Origin of the sequence: Parasphingorhabdus marina DSM 22363 (genome assembly GCF_900128895.1) — a bacterium.
Lineage (GTDB): Bacteria > Pseudomonadota > Alphaproteobacteria > Sphingomonadales > Sphingomonadaceae > Parasphingorhabdus > Parasphingorhabdus marina.
Genome location: NZ_FSQW01000002.1, coordinates 20508 through 37150 on the forward strand (window position 1 = coordinate 20508; position 16643 = coordinate 37150).

Sequence of the window (16643 nt, forward strand, 5' to 3'; positions counted from 1 at the left end):
ACTGGTTGACAATTTGAATATGGCTTGATACCCGGTACTTATAGAACAAAAGGATGTTTGGGGATGGTGTTCAGGCGCGGCCTGTTTTGGATAGCATGCATTCTGGCGGCAACGCCAGTTTCCGCCGAAGTCTATTTTGTCAAAGACCAGAAGACCTATTTCGCCGCCGAGAAGAAACTGGTCGCGGGAGACACCATCGTTCTGGCCAATGGTGTCTGGAAAGATTTCGAAATCAAATTTTCCGGCAAGGGAACAAAGGCGAAGCCGATCACGCTCCGTCCGCAAAATGCCGGCAAGGTGATCCTGTCCGGTCAGTCCAATCTCCGCATCGGTGGCCGGTACATGATCGTTGCCGGACTGGTCTTCAAGAACGGCTACAGTCCAACCGGCGAAGTCATTTCGTTTCGCCGGTCCAAACAGGATCTGGCGTATCACAGCCGGGTCACAAATGTGGTCATCGATCACTTCAGCAAGCCCGATCGGTACGAGAGTGACTACTGGGTCGGCATGTATGGCAAGCATAACCGCTTCGATCACAATCATCTGGTCGGGAAAACCAACAAAGGCGTGACCTTTGCCGTGCGGCTCGATTCATCGGAGAGCCAGGAAAATTATCACCGCATTGATCATAATTATTTCGGGCCCCGTCCGGTTCTGGGATCCAATGGCGGGGAAACCCTGCGCATCGGCACCAGCAAATATTCGATGTTCAATTCGCACACCACGGTCGAGAATAATTATTTCGACCGCTGCGACGGTGAGGTGGAAATTATCTCCTCCAAGGCCGGGCAAAACGTGTTTCGCGGCAATGTATTCTTTGAATCGAGCGGAACGCTGACGCTGCGCCATGGTGATGGCAATCTTGTTGAAAACAATGTCTTTTTCGGCAATGGCAAGGACCATACCGGCGGTATTCGCGTGATCAATCGCGACCAGACCGTGCGCAACAATTACATGGAGGGTTTGCGCGGAACCGGTTTTGCCAGCGCGCTGACTGTTATGAACGGCGTGCCCAATTCTCCGGTCAACCGCTATGTCGAGGTGAGCAACGCCACCATAGAGAATAACAGTGTCGTGGACAGCAGCCGCATTACATTTAGTGCCGGTGCCGATACCGAGCGATCTGCTGCGCCGGTCGACAGCCGGTTCCGGGATAATCTTTTGACTGGCACGGATTCGGGTACATTCATCAAGATTCAGGACGACATCAGCGGCATTGCATTTGCCGACAATTTGTTGAGCAAAGGCCGGACGGAAAAGCCGGTCCAGGGAATCTCGGAAACCGATGTGGCTCTCGTTCGTGCCGAAAACGGCTTGCTCTATCCGGAGGGCCTGACTTTGGGAGCCTCTCGTGATCTGAAGCCTGTCACGCGTGAAGAGGTTGGCGTCAAATGGTATGCCAAGCCACCGGTCGGTGGGCGCTTCGGAACGGGCAAGGCCATAGCCGTCGCGCCCGGTGAGGACAGCCTGACCGAAGCCTTTGCAACCGCTGCTGACGGCGATCAGCTTGTCCTCGCAGCGGGCGACTATCTGGTGAACAAGGTCCTGCCTCTGGACAAAACGGTCTCAATTGAAGGGCCAAAAGACGGGGTTGCGACGATCAGTTTCGCGCGTCCGTCTCTGGTAGAAATCCGGCAAGGTGGCAGCCTGCGCCTTTCCAGTCTCACGATCGATGGCGGGATGGCTCCGGATTCAGTTGGCAATGCCGTGATCCGCACGACGATTTTCCCGATCCAGTCCAATTTCCTGATCGATCTGGATGGCGTCAATGTGACGAACCTCGACGTTAACCGGTCTTTCCATGTGATCAGTCTCGGAAAGAGCTCCTTTGCCGATCGCGTCAGCATCAAGAACAGCAATTTTCTCAATATCTCCGGTTCGATTCTGCAGGCAGCGGCAGAGACGGAAGATTATGGCCAGTATAACGCGGAATATATTGAAATCTCCGGATCCAGTTTCCAGGATATTGGTGGCGAGATCTTTAACGTCTATCGCGGGGGCAGGGATGAAAGCACCTTTGGCCCGCATTTCTCGCTGACCGGCTCCAATTTCTTGAATGTGGGTTTGAGCAAGAACAACATCACCGGTGCGTCCATGGTCCTGCATGGTGTCCAGCATGCCGATATCAGCGGCAATAATTTCCTCGACGCGGCACCGATCAAAATCGTCCATACGGTGGGGCGCCCGCAGACGCGGATCTCGGGCAATAAATCCGCAAACATGCCGGAGCCCATTCTCGAGGAACTGAATTTTGAAGGCGCCCATCGCGCCATTCTCTCCGGCAATCAATTTGAAGGCGCAGTAAAGCCATGACGGGTGCGCTCCTGTCCGCGGCTTTATGGGGAGCTGTGTCTTCCGCCGCCGTGGCCGGGCCGGCCCAGTACTCCCAGGCCGGTTCCGCCACGACGGCGCAGATTTCCGCACCATTATTTGCCAGCGAACTCAACCGTGCACGCGCGTTCGTTGACCGGATGATGAAGGCGGGGGTTGTGGTGCCTTTTCCGAAAGACCCGGGTGGTGGCTACACACACGAACAGCACAAGCAGAATTTCAAGGTCATTTACCAGGGCGGACAGCTCTACAAGCTGACGGGCGAACAGAAATATGCGGACTATGTTCGTGATGTGCTGCTTGCCTATGCAAAACTCTATCCGAAACTGGGCGATCACCCGGCGCGCAAGAACAGCCAGAGTTCGGGCCGGTTGTTCTGGCAGGTGCTGAACGACGCCATGTGGCTGGTGGACAGCATTCAGGGCTATGAGGCGATCCGGTCCAGTCTTTCCGCGGCAGATCGCAAAAACATTGATGACAATCTGTTCCGCAAGGCCGCAGAGTTTCTTTCGACCGGTTCGGCGGTCACGTTCAGCAAAATCCATAATCACGCGACATGGGCGACAGCGGGTGTCGGGATGACCGGCTATGTTCTCGGGGATCCGGAACTGGTCAATATCGCTTTGCTCGGGCTTGACAAAAGCGGTCAGACCGGATTCCTCCGCCAGAGCGAGTTGCTCTTTTCTCCCGACGGCTATTATACGGAAGGCCCCTATTATCAGCGGTTTGCGCTCAAGCCATTTGTTGTTTTTGCCGGGGCGATCGAGAAGAACGACCCGTCGCGCAAAATTTTCGATCATCGCGACGGGATCTTGCTGAAAGCGCTCCGGACGACGATCCAGCTGACCTATGCCGGACGTTTTTTCCCGTTTAACGATGCGATCCGCGACAAGAGCCTGAAGACGGACGAGCTCTATCACGGGGTAGCGGTGGCCTACAGCAAGACCCGCGACCCCGGCTTGCTTTCCATTGCCGAATGGCAGGGGCGGACCGTTCTAACCGATGACGGCATGCGCGTTGCGCGTGATCTCGCCGCCGGGAAGGCGAAGGCCTACCCGTTTCGCTCCCTGCTTCTGTCCGATGGTCCGGAAGGCAAGCAGGGCGCGGTAGCGATTATGCGCAAGGGCGATGGCTGGACCGGGCAGGCGCTGGTGGCCAAAAACAGTTCGCAAGGCATGGGGCATGGCCATTTCGACAAGCTGAGCTGGCAATATTATGACAACGGCCACGAGATTGTCAGTGATTACGGCGCGGCACGTTTTCTGAACATCGAGGCCAAGCAGGGCGGGCGCTATCTGCCCGAAAACGAAAGCTGGGCGAAGCAGAGCATCGCGCACAACAGCCTTGTGGTGGACGAGAAAAGCCATTTCAACGGGGATCGAAAGGCGGCGGACAAATTGGCACCGCAGCAGCTGTATTTCTCTGACGAAATGGGCAGCCAGATCAGCACTGCGAAAATGACCGGCGCCTATCCCGGTGTCGAATTTACTCGTACCCTGGCCTTGCTCGATATCGAAGGACTGGATCGGCCCGTTGCTGCCGATGTCATGCGCGTCGATGGCGGGAATGATCATCAATATGACCTGCCGCTCCACTATAACGGCCATATCATGCGGGTGGGCTTTGAGCTGGAGTCAAACGTCGCTGACCGGCCGGTACTTGGCGAGGGCAATGGCTATCAGCATATCTGGGTCGATGCGACTGGCCAGCCGTCCAGTGCCGACAAGGCTTTTGTCACCTGGATAACCGATGACCGCTTTTACACGACCCGATGGGTGCCGCAGGCCGGAAGCCAAACCATCCTGGCCGAAAGCGGCGCCAATGATCCGGATTTCAACCTGCGCCGCGAACAAATACTGGTTCAGCGAGTGGCCAGCGGGGGTGATACGGTATTTGCCGGCATCCTTGAAGGCCATGGGCGCTATGACGGGGCGGCGGAGCGCACCACCGCCAGCGACAGTCAGATCAGAACGATCCGGCATGTCCGGCACGGAGACGCAGACCTGCTCCTGATCCAAACGCTCGCCGGTGCGAAATCCGTGCTCGCCATTTCCTATGATCAGGATCGCTCGAGAACGCATTCCGTCATAATTGGCGGAGAGAAAATCAGCTGGAAAGGATTTGCTGCTCACGTCCGGCTCGGGGGAGGTGTGCAATGACGGATACCGCAATGCAGGATCAGCACAGCGAGGCATTTGTTCTCGCACACGATGCGCCGGTTGAAGCCCTCGAACCCGGCATCAAGCGGCAGATTTTGAGCTACAGCCCGGATCTGATGCTGTGCCGTCTCTGGTTCGAAGCGGGCGTGTCCGGCACCGTCCATCAGCATCCGCACAGCCAGATCACCTACATCGAATCCGGCCGGTTTCGGTCGATGATGGGCGGCAGGGAAAAGGAATTGGCGGCCGGTGACAGTGTCATGATCACACCGGATACGGACCACGGAATCACATGCATGGAAGCAGGCTCTCTGCTCGACATATTCAATCCCGTGCGTGAAGATTTTCTCGAAGGGGGAGGATATAATGCCGAAGGGTAAATTGCGATTCTGGATCGTGGGTCTTGTCGCGCTGGCGACGATCATCAACTATATTGACCGCGGCGCACTTGCCGTTCTGTGGCCGGAAATCTCCGAAGAACTGGGCATGACCAAGGTCGAATATGCGATCATCATCAATGTTTTCACCTTCGCCTATGCTTTCGGACAGACACTGTTCGGCAAGATTTTTGACTGGATCGGTGTGCGGCTGGGCTTTGTGCTCGCCATCGCGGCCTGGTCAGTAGCGACCATTCTCCATGCCTTCGCGACCAACCTCATGAGCTTTGCGGTTTTCCGGGGGCTGCTCGGGGTATCGGAAGCGGGCAACTGGCCTGGCGCGACCAAGGCCAATGCCGAGTGGTTCCCGATCAATGAACGCGCTCTGGCGCAGGGGATCTTCAATTCAGGTGCGGCCATTGGCGGCATCGTTTCTGCGCCAATTGTGGGATTGCTCTTCGTGTTTCTTGGTTCGTGGCAGGCGACGTTTATCGCCATTGGTGTGCTTGGGCTGTTATGGCTGATACCATGGCTGATTGTCTACAAGAGCGGTCCTGATGCACATCCCTGGATTTCGGAGGAAGAGCGCCAGTTCATCCTCACGGGCCAGCGAAATGAAGAAGCCGGCGAAGTTGCCGAATATGCGCCAGGCACTGGCGAGATTTTGACGCGCAAGGAAAGCTGGGGGGTCATCATGGCATCCTTTTTCCTCGATCCGATCTGGTGGTTGTTCGTCGGCTGGCTCCCGCTCTATCTCAACGAAACATATGGCTTTGGCGTCGAGGAAATCGCCACCTATGCGGCGGTTCCCTATATCGGTGCAATGTTCGGCGCCTGGTTTGGCGGTCTGCTTGCTCAGAACCGCATCAAGGCCGGATGGACGGTCAACAAGACACGCAAATCGGTCATCGCGCTGGGCGGGCTGATCATGCTGGTTTCGTTGCTCGCGACGACGGTGGCTGCCACGCCGCTGGTGGCGGTCATGCTGATGGCGGTGATTCTGTTCGGCTTCCAGACGGCGGTTGGCAATATCCAGACATTGCCGAGTGACTTTTACAGCGGAAAGTCGGTGGGAACGCTGGCCGGTTATGCCGGAACAGCCGCCAAGCTGGCTGTCGTGCTGCTCAATTTCCTGATCCCGATCATTACGGCTGACGGCAATTATGCACCGGCCTTCGCGGTCGGGGCTGCACTGGCAATCCTCACCGTGGTGTCGGTCTTCGTGCTCTGCCCGAGCATCAAGCCGCTTCAGCCGAAAACCGAAACCGCAACTGCATAGAATTTTCATCTCATTTATTGACAGGGGAAGACATGACTAGATTGAAAGACAAGGTAGCAATTGTAACCGGCGGCAGCCGGGATATTGGTCGGGCTGTGTCGGTGAAACTGGCCGCCGAAGGTGCCAGGGTTGTGGTGAATTACTGCAATAACGAGGCGGCTGCAAATGACACGCTGGCCGAGATTGAAGCTGCCGGTGGGACGGCGATCTCTTGCAAGGGCGACATGACGAAGCCGGAAGATGTTGACGGTCTGGTTGCGGCAGCACAGGCGGCGTTCGGCGATACCATCGATATTCTGGTCAATGTCACCGGCGGCCTGGTCGAGCGCAAAGGGCTGGACGAGATGGACATGGAGTTTTTCGAGCATGTCATGCGCCTCAATGTGACATCCACCTTCCTGGCGACCAAGGCCGTCGCGCCGCATATGAAGGAAGGTGGTTCGATCGTGAACTTTGCTTCGCTCGCCGGCCGTGATGGTGGCGGGCCCGGGGCAGCAGCCTATGCCACCTCGAAAGGCGCTGTCATGACATTTACGCGAGCCATGGCCAAGGATCTGGGACCGAAGGGGATCCGCTGCAATTCCCTGTGTCCGGGCATGATTGCCACATCGTTCCACGACACGTTCACCGCAGATGCCGTGCGCGAGAATGTCGCCAATTCCACCCCGCTGCGCCGCCAGGGCATGGCAACAGAGACGGCAGACGCGACGGTCTATTTGGCATCTGATGAAGCATCGTTCATTACCGGGACGAATATCGACATCAACGGGGGATTGTTTTTCTCCTGACAAGAGGGAGGCAAGAAACGCCATGGACATCATTCAGGATCTTGAAAGCCGTCTCGCTGCTGCACCGGTTGTACCGCTCATCGGAGCCAGCGACACCGGGGTAGCTGTTGAAACCGCACGTGCACTCGATGCAGGCGGTCTGAGCGTGATCGAGGTGGTGCTTCGCACTGACGAAGCGGTCGACTGCATGGAAGCGATCGTGAAGGAGACGTCGGGCTGTATTGTCGGTGCCGGCACGGTGCTGACGGTGGCGCAGGCGGAAGAAGTAATCGCGCGCGGGGCTGAGTTTGTGGTGTGTCCGGGCCTGGTGGATGAGGTGGCCGAATATTGCCTGAGCCGGTCGGTGCCGCTTTATGCCGGGACGATGACCGCGGGCGAGGTCCAGCGCGCCTATGCGCTCGGCCTGCGCACGGTGAAGTTCTTTCCGGCCTCGCTGGCCGGCGGCGTGCCGATGCTGAAAGCCTTGTCCTCGGTATTCCGGGACATGCGGTTCATGCCGACCGGCGGCGTTTCGGCGGCAAATCTGGCAGAGTTTCTGGCGCTGCCCTCGGTGATTGCCTGCGGCGGCAGCTGGCTGACCCCTGCGTCCGAGATTGCGGCAGGCAATTTTGAAGCAATAACACAACTGGCGCGCGAAGCGGTTGCCATTGGCCAGCAGACGCGCCCTTCGGAGACTTAGACATGGCGGAATATCTATCCTTTGGCGAAATCATGCTGCGGCTGAAAACGCCCGGCAACGAGCGCTTTTTCCAGTCGCCCGCATTCGAGGCGACCTTTGGTGGTGGCGAAGCCAATGTTGCCGTGGCGCTGAGCAACTATGGCTTGAACTCAGGCTTTGTATCAGCTCTTCCGGCCAATGATGTCGGCGAATGTGCGATCGGAGAGCTGCGGCGCTTTGGTGTCGATACATCGCACGTGCGCCGGTCCGGTGACCGGGTCGGAATCTATTTTCTCGAAACCGGCGCCAACCAGCGCCCGTCGAAGGTGATCTATGACCGGGCGCATAGCGCGATCAGCGAGTGCCGGCCCGGTGACTTTGACTGGGCGGAAATTTTTGATGGCGCCAAATGGCTCCACATAACCGGTATAACCCCGGCGCTGACCCAGGCCTCGGCCGATCTCAGCATTGAGTGCGTCCAGGCGGCCAAAGCGGCCGGGGTGACGGTGTCCTGTGACTTCAACTATCGCGGCAAGCTGTGGAAATATGGCAAGACGGCACCAGAGGTAATGACCGAGCTGGTCAAGCATGTTGATGTCGGCATTGCCAATGAGGAAGACTGCCAGAAGTCGCTGGGCATCAGCGTCGATGTCGATGTCGAGGCGGGCGAGCTGGACACGCGGAAATATGAAGCGCTGTCGGAAAAGGTTCTCGAACTTTATCCGGACATGACAACCATTGCGATTACTCTCCGTGAAAGCATGAGCGCGGACCGCAATGGCTGGTCGGCCTGTTTGCGCGAGCGGGGCGGCGACTTCAGGCTGTCACGGCGCTATGAGATTACCGACATTGTCGACCGCGTCGGCGGCGGTGACAGCTTTGCCTCGGCGCTGATCTACGGCCTCAACGCTTATCAAGACCGCCAGCAATCGCTCGAGTTTGCGGTTGCAGGCAGCTGTCTCAAGCACTCCATCCTCGGCGACTTCAACAGAGTGTCCGTCGCCGAAGTCGAAAAACTCATGGCCGGAGATGGCTCGGGACGCGTGCAAAGGTAACAGCATCATGTTACTGACCAGATTCAATGTGACGTTCGGCAGGCCGGCCGTTTGCCGCGCTCGCAGTACCCAACATGTTGCCAATGACAACCCGTCCCGCGAACAGATATTGTTCGAGAAATGCATAGACCGAGAACTTGGAGGGATTACCCCGAACAGTGGCCAAGAAACAGATAGTGAAAAAGACGAAACCCATCACCGGCCTTACTGACCGGCTGAAATCCCTCTACGCGCATACCGGCGAGAGTCCGATGTCCAATCCGGTTTTTCAACTGGGCTTCGAACTCTCTCGCGAGCTGGAAGGCAATGCTCTCGATCTGGCCGGTTTTGATGCCACACTCCGCAATCTCGAACGCGATGCATTTCGGAAGCGCGCGAAGCATTTGAGCGGGTTGATCGGGCCAATTGATCCGGCGTCGAACAAGAAGAAAATCCGTAGTTTAGCGAGGCAGAGTGCGGAGAGCAGCTTCCGGACGTTTTCTGCACGCTGGTCCCGGCCGCTGCTCGGTTGCGTGTTTACCGCCCATCCGACATTTCTGCTTAACCCCAATGGATATGCCGAACTTGCATCGCTGGCTGCCAGCCCGAAGAAAAAAGTGTCTGCGACGGCGCTGAAACCCAATTCGGCTCCCACGATCGACGACGAACACCAGGCCGCCGTCAGTGCGATCAATTCGGCGGCTGATGCGCAGGCAGAGATGTCAGGTTTGCTGGTCGATGTGGCGCGCAAGTCGTACCCCAAGGACTGGCGCAAGCTGCGGCCGGCTCCGTTCGCCTTCGGGACATGGGTGGGCTATGACATGGATGGCCGGACGGATATTGCCTGGTCCACTTCCGTGCGGTTCCGGCTTTCGGAAAAGCTGAATCAGATAGAGCGCTATAAAGCTGCTCTGGAACCGCTCGCAAAGGTTGACGAGAATATCCAGACAGTTTGTCAAAAGCTGGAACAGGCTGAGGCTCATTGTCAGCAGATGCTGGACAATTTTTCCGCGGACCTTTCTTCAACCGAAGCGCTTTCAGAAGCTGCAAATGCATTGACCGCTTCGGACGCAGCAAAATTGCTGTCGATCAAACCCCTCGTCAGCAAACTCGAAAAAGTCATTTCGAAGGCGGATGACAAGACGGCATCTGCTCTGATTCCCGTCGTTTCCGCGATGAAGAACCAGGGACTGGGAACCGGAACCGTTCACTTCCGGATCAACTCTTCCCAGTTGCACAATGCCATTCGCAGGCATCTGGGCAGCAAGGAGTCGCTGGCCGTCGAAAGCCGCAGCGCAATGGCCAGTTTGCGACGGCTGATCGCCGGAACAAAGCCCGTTGACGTTAACTTTGCCAACCTCGCCATCGAGAATACCACCGCTGTCCGGCAGTTCCTCGCTATCGCCCAGATCATCAAGCATATTGATGGTGACAATCCCGTGCGCATGCTGATCGCCGAATGCGAGCAACCGTCGACAGTGCTCTGCGCGCTCTATTTCGCAAAATTATTCGGGATAGAGGACCGCATCGACATTTCCCCTCTGTTCGAAACAGAGTCGGCGCTGGAGCATGGTGGTCGTTTCCTCGACGCACTGTTCGCCGAACCGGCCTATCAGGACTATGTCCGGGTTCGGGGAGTGATCGCTATCCAGACGGGCTTTTCCGATGCGGGGCGGTTTCTGGGTCAGATACCGGCGGCACTCGCGATCGAACGGTTGCAGGGACGGATGGCCCAGTCGATGGCCAAGCATGGCCTGTCAGATGTCGAAGGTCTGATCTTCAACACTCATGGCGAGTCGATGGGACGCGGCTCGCATCCCGGAGGAATCGGGGAACGGTTGCTGCACCCGATGAGCCAGTGGGCGAGGGCACAATTTGCCCGCCGCAATCTTGATCTGGTTCAGGAAGCCAGTTTTCAGGGCGGTGACGGATATGTCTATTTTGGCAATGAACAAACTGCTCTGGCGCTGCTGACCCGGATCATGGAAGCCCAGTTGGCCAATGAATCCGACGGGAAGAACGAGGATCCCTTCTATGCCGAAACGGATGTTTCGCTGGATTTCTATCGTGATGTCCGGCGGACCCAGGCACGTTATTTCCAGGACAAAAGCTATAATCGGGCGTTGATGGCGTTCGGTCTTTCGCTGCTCAACGAAACCGGTTCCCGCAAATCCCGACGCCAGTCGGACATCGCTACGGAGCGGGATCTCAGTCTCCGGCGGATTCGTGCGATCCCGCACAATTCCGTCCTTCAGCAGCTGGGTTACCCGGTCAACGTGATCGCGGGAATCGGGGAGGCGGTGAACGAAGACCGCGAACGCTTTGCCGACCTGTTCACCCGCTCGGACCGGGCGACATGCCTGATGCGTCTGGTGGCCTTTTCCAACCAGCGGGCCAGCATCAAGACGCTCGGCGCCTATGGCGAGATTTTTAACGGCGCATTCTGGGCGACCCGACCCTATCGCGGCGCGGAACCCGAAGTGGAAGCGGCCTGTCTGGATCTGGCTGAGCGTCTGGCGGTCGACAATCGCGCACAGTCCTTCCGTCAACTGGCAACACAGCTCCGCATAGACGGACTGATGTTGCGGCGTTTGCTCGACCTTCTGCCTGCCAAATCACTTCCGGACGCCGATGAGGAACGCCGTCGCACGCTCGGCGTTCTGCACGCGCTGCGGCTGGCACTCATGCAGCATATTTTCCTGAAGGCGGTTCAGATTCCGCCATTTTCCCGCCGTAATGATATCAGCCGCGATGACATATTGGACATGGTCTTCGCCTTGCGTATTCCCGATGCGGTCAGCTTGCTGCGGGATGCCTATCCGGTGGAAGCTCCGGAAATCGATGATTTTGACATGGATGAACCCGCACAGGCCTCGCGCAGCAGCGCGCCGGAATATGCGCGGATCCGGTCGGACTATATAGACGTGATTGAAGATGCCTATGGTCTGATGCTGCGCATTTCCACGGCGATTGCCAATCATTTCGGAGCACATGGATAGGCGGACCGGAATGTCAGCCGCCGCAAATAGAAACGCCTCCCTGCAGGGTGCAGAGAGGCGTAGTCAGATCATCGATAATTTCCGATGGAAATCGCGGAGCGAGCGAGGCCCGCTCCGGATATCCTAGAGGCCGTCAACGCTCTTGCTGACGAGGACATTGACCGCAACGCGACGGTTTTGCGCCTTGCCTTCCGCGGTCGTATTGTCCGCCATAGGATCGGCTTCAGCCATGCCCGTCGGAGTCAGCATCCGATAAGGTTTCCAGCCGCAGGCCTGTTGCAGATAGTTGACGACGCGTCCGGCGCGGCGTTCACTCAGGACCTGGTTATATTCCTGGCTTCCGACTGAATCGGTATAACCGACAACCAGCAACAGGGCATTATCCATTGCTTCGGCCTGAGCCGCAGTGTTGCACAGCTCACCTTCGGCCTGGGACGACAATTTCCATTTGCCGGTATCGAAATACACGTTTGTCGTGCCCTTGATATTATATTTGTCGATGTCGCCCATCCGGCCGCGCAGCGCTTCGGTGGCTGCCGTCTGTTCGGCAAAGCCCTGAGCCGTTCCGTTGCGGATCATGCTGGCCGTTTTCAGGTCCTTGTTTTTCAGAGCGATGTGACTGGCGACCAATCCTCCGCCCCATTCCACGGTCTTGACCGTAACCGGCAGACCATTAAGCAGCGCGTCTTCGCCAAGTCGCGCGCGTCCAAGGCCCAGCAGACCCTTCCGCGCACGGATTTCGGTTCCCTGGCTGAGCATGACAACGGTGCCGATGCCATTCTCTCCGGTAACCTGCATCCGGGCGTCGCCGCGAGCAGAAATGAAACCTTTGATCTCCGGTCCTTCGGTCAGGCCGGTCAGGTCTGCCGGTGGTGTCCCGTAAACGGTCAGGAGGGGCTTTTCTTCCTCCTGCGCCGACAAACTGGCCGGTGCTGCGATTGCAACCGAAGCAAGCAAAGCAAGTGCTGTGCGTTTTTTGTAAATGAATCCCATTATTTTATCCCTTCATTCAATACGTGCGACCCCTGCGTTTTTGCAGTTCGACCGACAGGCCCGGTATTGGCGTGGCCCACGGTCAGAGACCCTATCAATTCGCAATACAAGATGTGCAGCATGAACCCCCTCAGTGTTCAGACCATCCTTTCTGACACATTAACACACATGACACCACCATGGGTTTTGAGGGTAATCCGAGTGTATATTGCGGCGAACAGTGGCCGGGCGTCCCGGACCAGGACAGATTTTTCAGGCGGTATTTTTGTCGTCCCGGCGATCCCGTTCATGATCCCCCACATCAGAAGCGTTGCAAAAATGTCATATTGCAGTCGCTCCAAAATCTCGCTATTGGAAATATAGTCAATAAGAAAAAAATACTGGGGAGTAGGATGAACACAGCAAAATTGCTAGCGACCACTGCTATCGGCAGCCTGGTCATGACGGCCCCTGCAATAGCGCAGGAAACTCAGGAAAATGGTGCTGATGACAATGTCATCATCGTCACCGCATCGAAGCGCGAAGCGACTTTGCAGGAAACGCCGATTGCCGTTTCGGTCACCAGCGCAGAGCAGATTGAAGATTCGCAGGTCCGCGATCTGCTTGACCTGCAGACGCTGGTTCCGTCATTGCGGGTGAATCAGTTGCAGTCTTCGGCCAATACCAATTTCATCATCCGCGGGTTCGGCAATGGCGCAAATAATGCGGGTATCGAACCTTCTGTCGGCGTTTTTATCGATGGCGTTTACCGGTCACGTTCCGCCGCGCAGATTGGTGATTTGCCCAATGTGCAGCGTGTCGAGGTACTCCGTGGACCGCAATCTACTCTTTTCGGAAAAAATGCCTCTGCCGGTATCATCAGTATCGTGACGCAGGCGCCGCAATTCGAATTTGGCGGTTCGGCTGAACTTTCCTACGGGAATTTCGATGCCATTGTTGCCAAGGCCGATATCACCGGACCACTTTCCGATAATGTTGCATTCAGCCTCTCCGGAAATATCAACAAGCGCGACGGTTATGTCGAGGATCTTAACCTGGGAATCGACAATAACGAGCGCAATCGTTGGGGTGTGCGCGGACAATTGCTGTTTGAGCCCAGCTCTGACCTCAGCTTCCGGTTCATTGCGGACTATGACAAGATTGACGAGAATTGCTGTTCGGTTGTGAATATTGTCGATGGGCCGACCGGGAACGCCATTCGTGCCCTGGGCGGTGTGATCATTTCCAACGACCGCTTCGGTGATACAAATGCGCTGAATTTCGCATCGGTGAACGAGATTGAAAACTATGGCGTTTCACTTCAGGCCGACTGGGCACTGGATGCCATTGATGTCACGGCGATCACGTCATACCGCGCCGTAAGTTCCTTCGGTGATCAGGATATTGACTTCACCTCGGCAGACATTGTGCAGCGCAGTGAAGGGCGGGGCGAGATTGATACCTATACGCTGGAATTGCGGGCTGCTTCTGACTTTGACGGGTTTTTCAATTTCCTGATCGGCGGCTATTTCTTCAAGGAAGATATCGAGACCAATGGTGCTCTCGAATATGGAGCTGATTTTCAGGCCTATGCGGATCTGTTGACCAACGGCAATTACAGCTCGCTGGAACCGACATTGCGCGCACTGGTTCCGGGTATTCCGGCCGGCGCCTTTGGTGGTCAGGGGCAGGGCCGGATGACCAACTTCCTTTATGATAACGAAGCCATCTCGATCTTCGGACAGCTGGATTTTGAAATTCTTGAAGGCCTGACATTTTCGGTTGGCGGGAATTACACCAACGACAAAAAATCGGTGGTGCAAAATAATGTGAGCACAGATGTGTTCTCGGGGATCGACTTGATTCAGGCGGGATTCAATGCCGCCGTCGCAGGGGGCGCGACCCCGGATGTGGCAGCGGTCCTGGCCTCTGATCCGGCGACCAACCCGTTCCTGGGGTTGCGCGGACTGCAGTTCATTCCGCCTTACCTGAACTTCCCCAATGCCGTGGAAGACGGGCGTACCGAGGATAATGACCTGTCCTACACTTTCCGGCTGTCCTATGACTTCCCGGACAATATCAGTGTCTACGCGACCTATGCCACGGGCTTCAAGGCATCGTCCTTCAACCTGTCTACCGACAGTCGCCCGTTCCCGGCGGACTTTATTCCCGGATCGCCGTTCCAGTCGCCTGCACCGGCCGCTTCGCCCATTCGTGATGCGGGCCTCGCCGTGACCAATCTGACTTCGGGCACGCGATTTGCCGGACCCGAGGAAGCGGAGGTCTATGAGATCGGCATCAAGGGCCAGTGGCCAGGAATCGCGTTCAACCTGGCGATATTTGATCAGACGCTGGAGGGCTTCCAGAGCAATATCTTCACCGGCACCGGCTTTGTTCTCGGCAATGCGGATGAACAGTCGGTGAGGGGATTCGAGTTCGACTCCTCGATTTCACCCATTCCGGATCTGACCTTTACTTTCGCGGTCACCTATCTGGATGCCCAGTATGACAGCTTTGACGATGGTTCAGCTTTCAACCCCGCCACTCTGGGTGTCGTGCCGGCAAATCTGACGGGTCTGCGCCCGGCCGGTATTCCGGAGTGGAATGTCACCGCTGGCGCTACCTATACCCACAATTTCGACAGCGGCAGTTTCCTGACCTTGCATGCGGATTATCTGATGGAAAGCAATACGCAGATTGCCGAAGGCCTGCCGCAGTTCCGGCGCGCGGTCGAACAGTTAAACGGTTCGATCACCTTCGGGCTGGAAAACGGTCTGCAATTTTCGATCTGGGGCCGGAACCTTACCAATGACGTCTATAACACAACGGTTTTCCCGAGTGTGGCGCAAGGCGGTTCACTGTCCGGTTATCGCAACTTCCCGCGCACATATGGCGGGGCGGTCAAGTTCAAGTTCTGATCCACTTCTCCCGATCTGGATCACCATGGGGCGAGTGAAGCGATTCACTCGCCCTTTTTGTTCAGAAATTCCGCAATCACCCGATTGGCGAGTTCCGGCTTTTCCATGGATGTCCAGTGATTGATACCGGGCAGATTGACGAATTCGACATTTTCGGGTCCGTTAGCCAGCACATCAACCAGCTCCGGTATGACGACCGTGTCTTTTTCGCTCCAGATGATCAGCGCGGGAATCGTGATTTCGGCGTCGGGGCCGGGCCACATGTCGGTTTTGGCAATGCTGTCGAAGGCCGGGATATTGGCGCGATACCAGTTCATCATGGCGTACATTCTGTCGGCGCCCGACATGGCGTTGTGAAACAGTTTTGCTTCCTCTGCCTCCAGATGGCCGCGCCGGACGAGACCATCATAGGAGCGCTTGGCGATGGAGAGCCCGGCACCGAAGGCTTTCATCTGCCACAGTTTCGCGTCCTTGATCCGGACCATATAGTCTGACCGTTGCTGTTGCTCGGGGCTGTCCTTGAGAAATTTCAGGAACATGTTGAGCGGCGGTGCGTTCATGCCGATCACTTTTTCGAGGCGGTCCGGATAGGCCTGGGCATAGGACAATGCCAGAACAGAGCCCCAGTCATGACCGATCAGGATGAACTTTTCCTCTCCGGCGAGATGCCGGGCCAGGTCATCAAGTTGTGCAGCGAGGGCAGGGAGCTTGTATGGCTCCAGATCATGCGGCTTTGCTGAATGACCGGCGCCAAGTCCGTCGACAGCGACAACCCGAAAATGCGGTTTGAGCATCTCCATCTGGTCATACCAGCTATACCAGAAGGACGGCCAGCCATGGTGGAGGATGACCAGCGGACCCTCTCCGGCCTCGACATAGTGGAGCCGGGTATCGCCACTGCCGAAATACCCCTGCTTGTAACCGATGGCACCGCTGCGATTGGCATTGGCATATGCCACCGCCGGATCGATTTGCTCGGCGGCGCTCGCGTTGATGGTACCGGAGTCTTCGGATGCCGGAGCGCAGGCGATCAGGCTGAGACTGGCAAGTGTCGACAGGATGGGGAGTCGGCGCATGAAAACCTCACATTTCGCTTCGGAACAATTTGCATTCCCGGCTTACATCCTT

General features: G+C 56.8%; 11 protein-coding genes. 9 read left to right on the forward strand and 2 right to left on the reverse strand.

What is annotated here, in order from left to right; genetic code table 11:
* Positions 1-63 precede the first annotated feature (63 nt).
* From BUQ90_RS09630 to BUQ90_RS09665, 8 genes are all read left to right on the forward strand, one after another.
* Positions 64-2313, forward strand: a complete 2250-nt coding sequence (locus tag BUQ90_RS09630) for a polysaccharide lyase 6 family protein (RefSeq protein ID WP_074205035.1) — start codon at positions 64-66, stop codon at positions 2311-2313.
* Entirely contained in the window at positions 2310-4490 is a 2181-nt protein-coding gene (locus tag BUQ90_RS09635) for a heparinase II/III domain-containing protein (RefSeq protein ID WP_074205036.1), read from the forward strand. The genes BUQ90_RS09630 and BUQ90_RS09635 overlap by 4 nt, the downstream gene beginning before the upstream one ends.
* Complete coding sequence (locus BUQ90_RS09640; protein ID WP_204244787.1) at positions 4487-4870, forward strand: cupin domain-containing protein; 384 nt, start codon at positions 4487-4489, stop codon at positions 4868-4870. The genes BUQ90_RS09635 and BUQ90_RS09640 overlap by 4 nt, the downstream gene beginning before the upstream one ends.
* On the forward strand, positions 4857-6146 hold the full coding sequence (locus BUQ90_RS09645; RefSeq protein ID WP_074205037.1) for an MFS transporter: 1290 nt from the start codon (positions 4857-4859) through the stop codon (positions 6144-6146). The genes BUQ90_RS09640 and BUQ90_RS09645 overlap by 14 nt, the downstream gene beginning before the upstream one ends.
* A gap of 32 nt (positions 6147-6178) precedes the next feature.
* Positions 6179-6934: an SDR family NAD(P)-dependent oxidoreductase gene (locus BUQ90_RS09650; RefSeq protein ID WP_074205038.1), complete on the forward strand. Its 756-nt coding sequence runs from the start codon at positions 6179-6181 to the stop codon at positions 6932-6934.
* 22 nt (positions 6935-6956) lie between these two features.
* A complete protein-coding gene (locus tag BUQ90_RS09655; RefSeq protein WP_074205039.1) occupies positions 6957-7613 on the forward strand; it encodes a bifunctional 4-hydroxy-2-oxoglutarate aldolase/2-dehydro-3-deoxy-phosphogluconate aldolase in 657 nt (218 codons plus the stop codon).
* 2 nt (positions 7614-7615) lie between these two features.
* The gene (locus tag BUQ90_RS09660; RefSeq protein WP_074205040.1) at positions 7616-8647 is read left to right on the forward strand and encodes a sugar kinase; all 1032 of its coding nucleotides are present in this window, start codon (positions 7616-7618) and stop codon (positions 8645-8647) included.
* Positions 8648-8823: 176 nt separating this feature from the next.
* A complete protein-coding gene (locus BUQ90_RS09665) occupies positions 8824-11625 on the forward strand; it encodes a phosphoenolpyruvate carboxylase (protein ID WP_338044526.1) in 2802 nt (933 codons plus the stop codon).
* A 123-nt stretch (positions 11626-11748) separates the two neighbouring features.
* On the opposite strand, the gene BUQ90_RS09670 is transcribed toward BUQ90_RS09665, so the two are convergent.
* Complete coding sequence (locus tag BUQ90_RS09670; protein WP_074205041.1) at positions 11749-12618, reverse strand: OmpA family protein; 870 nt, start codon at positions 12616-12618, stop codon at positions 11749-11751.
* Positions 12619-13010: 392 nt separating this feature from the next.
* Between BUQ90_RS09670 and BUQ90_RS09675 the strand changes: the two genes are divergently transcribed.
* On the forward strand, positions 13011-15515 hold the full coding sequence (locus tag BUQ90_RS09675) for a TonB-dependent receptor (RefSeq protein WP_074205042.1): 2505 nt from the start codon (positions 13011-13013) through the stop codon (positions 15513-15515).
* 44 nt (positions 15516-15559) lie between these two features.
* Here the strand turns inward: BUQ90_RS09675 and BUQ90_RS09680 are convergent, their stop codons facing one another.
* Complete coding sequence (locus tag BUQ90_RS09680; protein WP_074205043.1) at positions 15560-16591, reverse strand: alpha/beta fold hydrolase; 1032 nt, start codon at positions 16589-16591, stop codon at positions 15560-15562.
* Between the last annotated feature and the right edge of the window lie 52 nt (positions 16592-16643).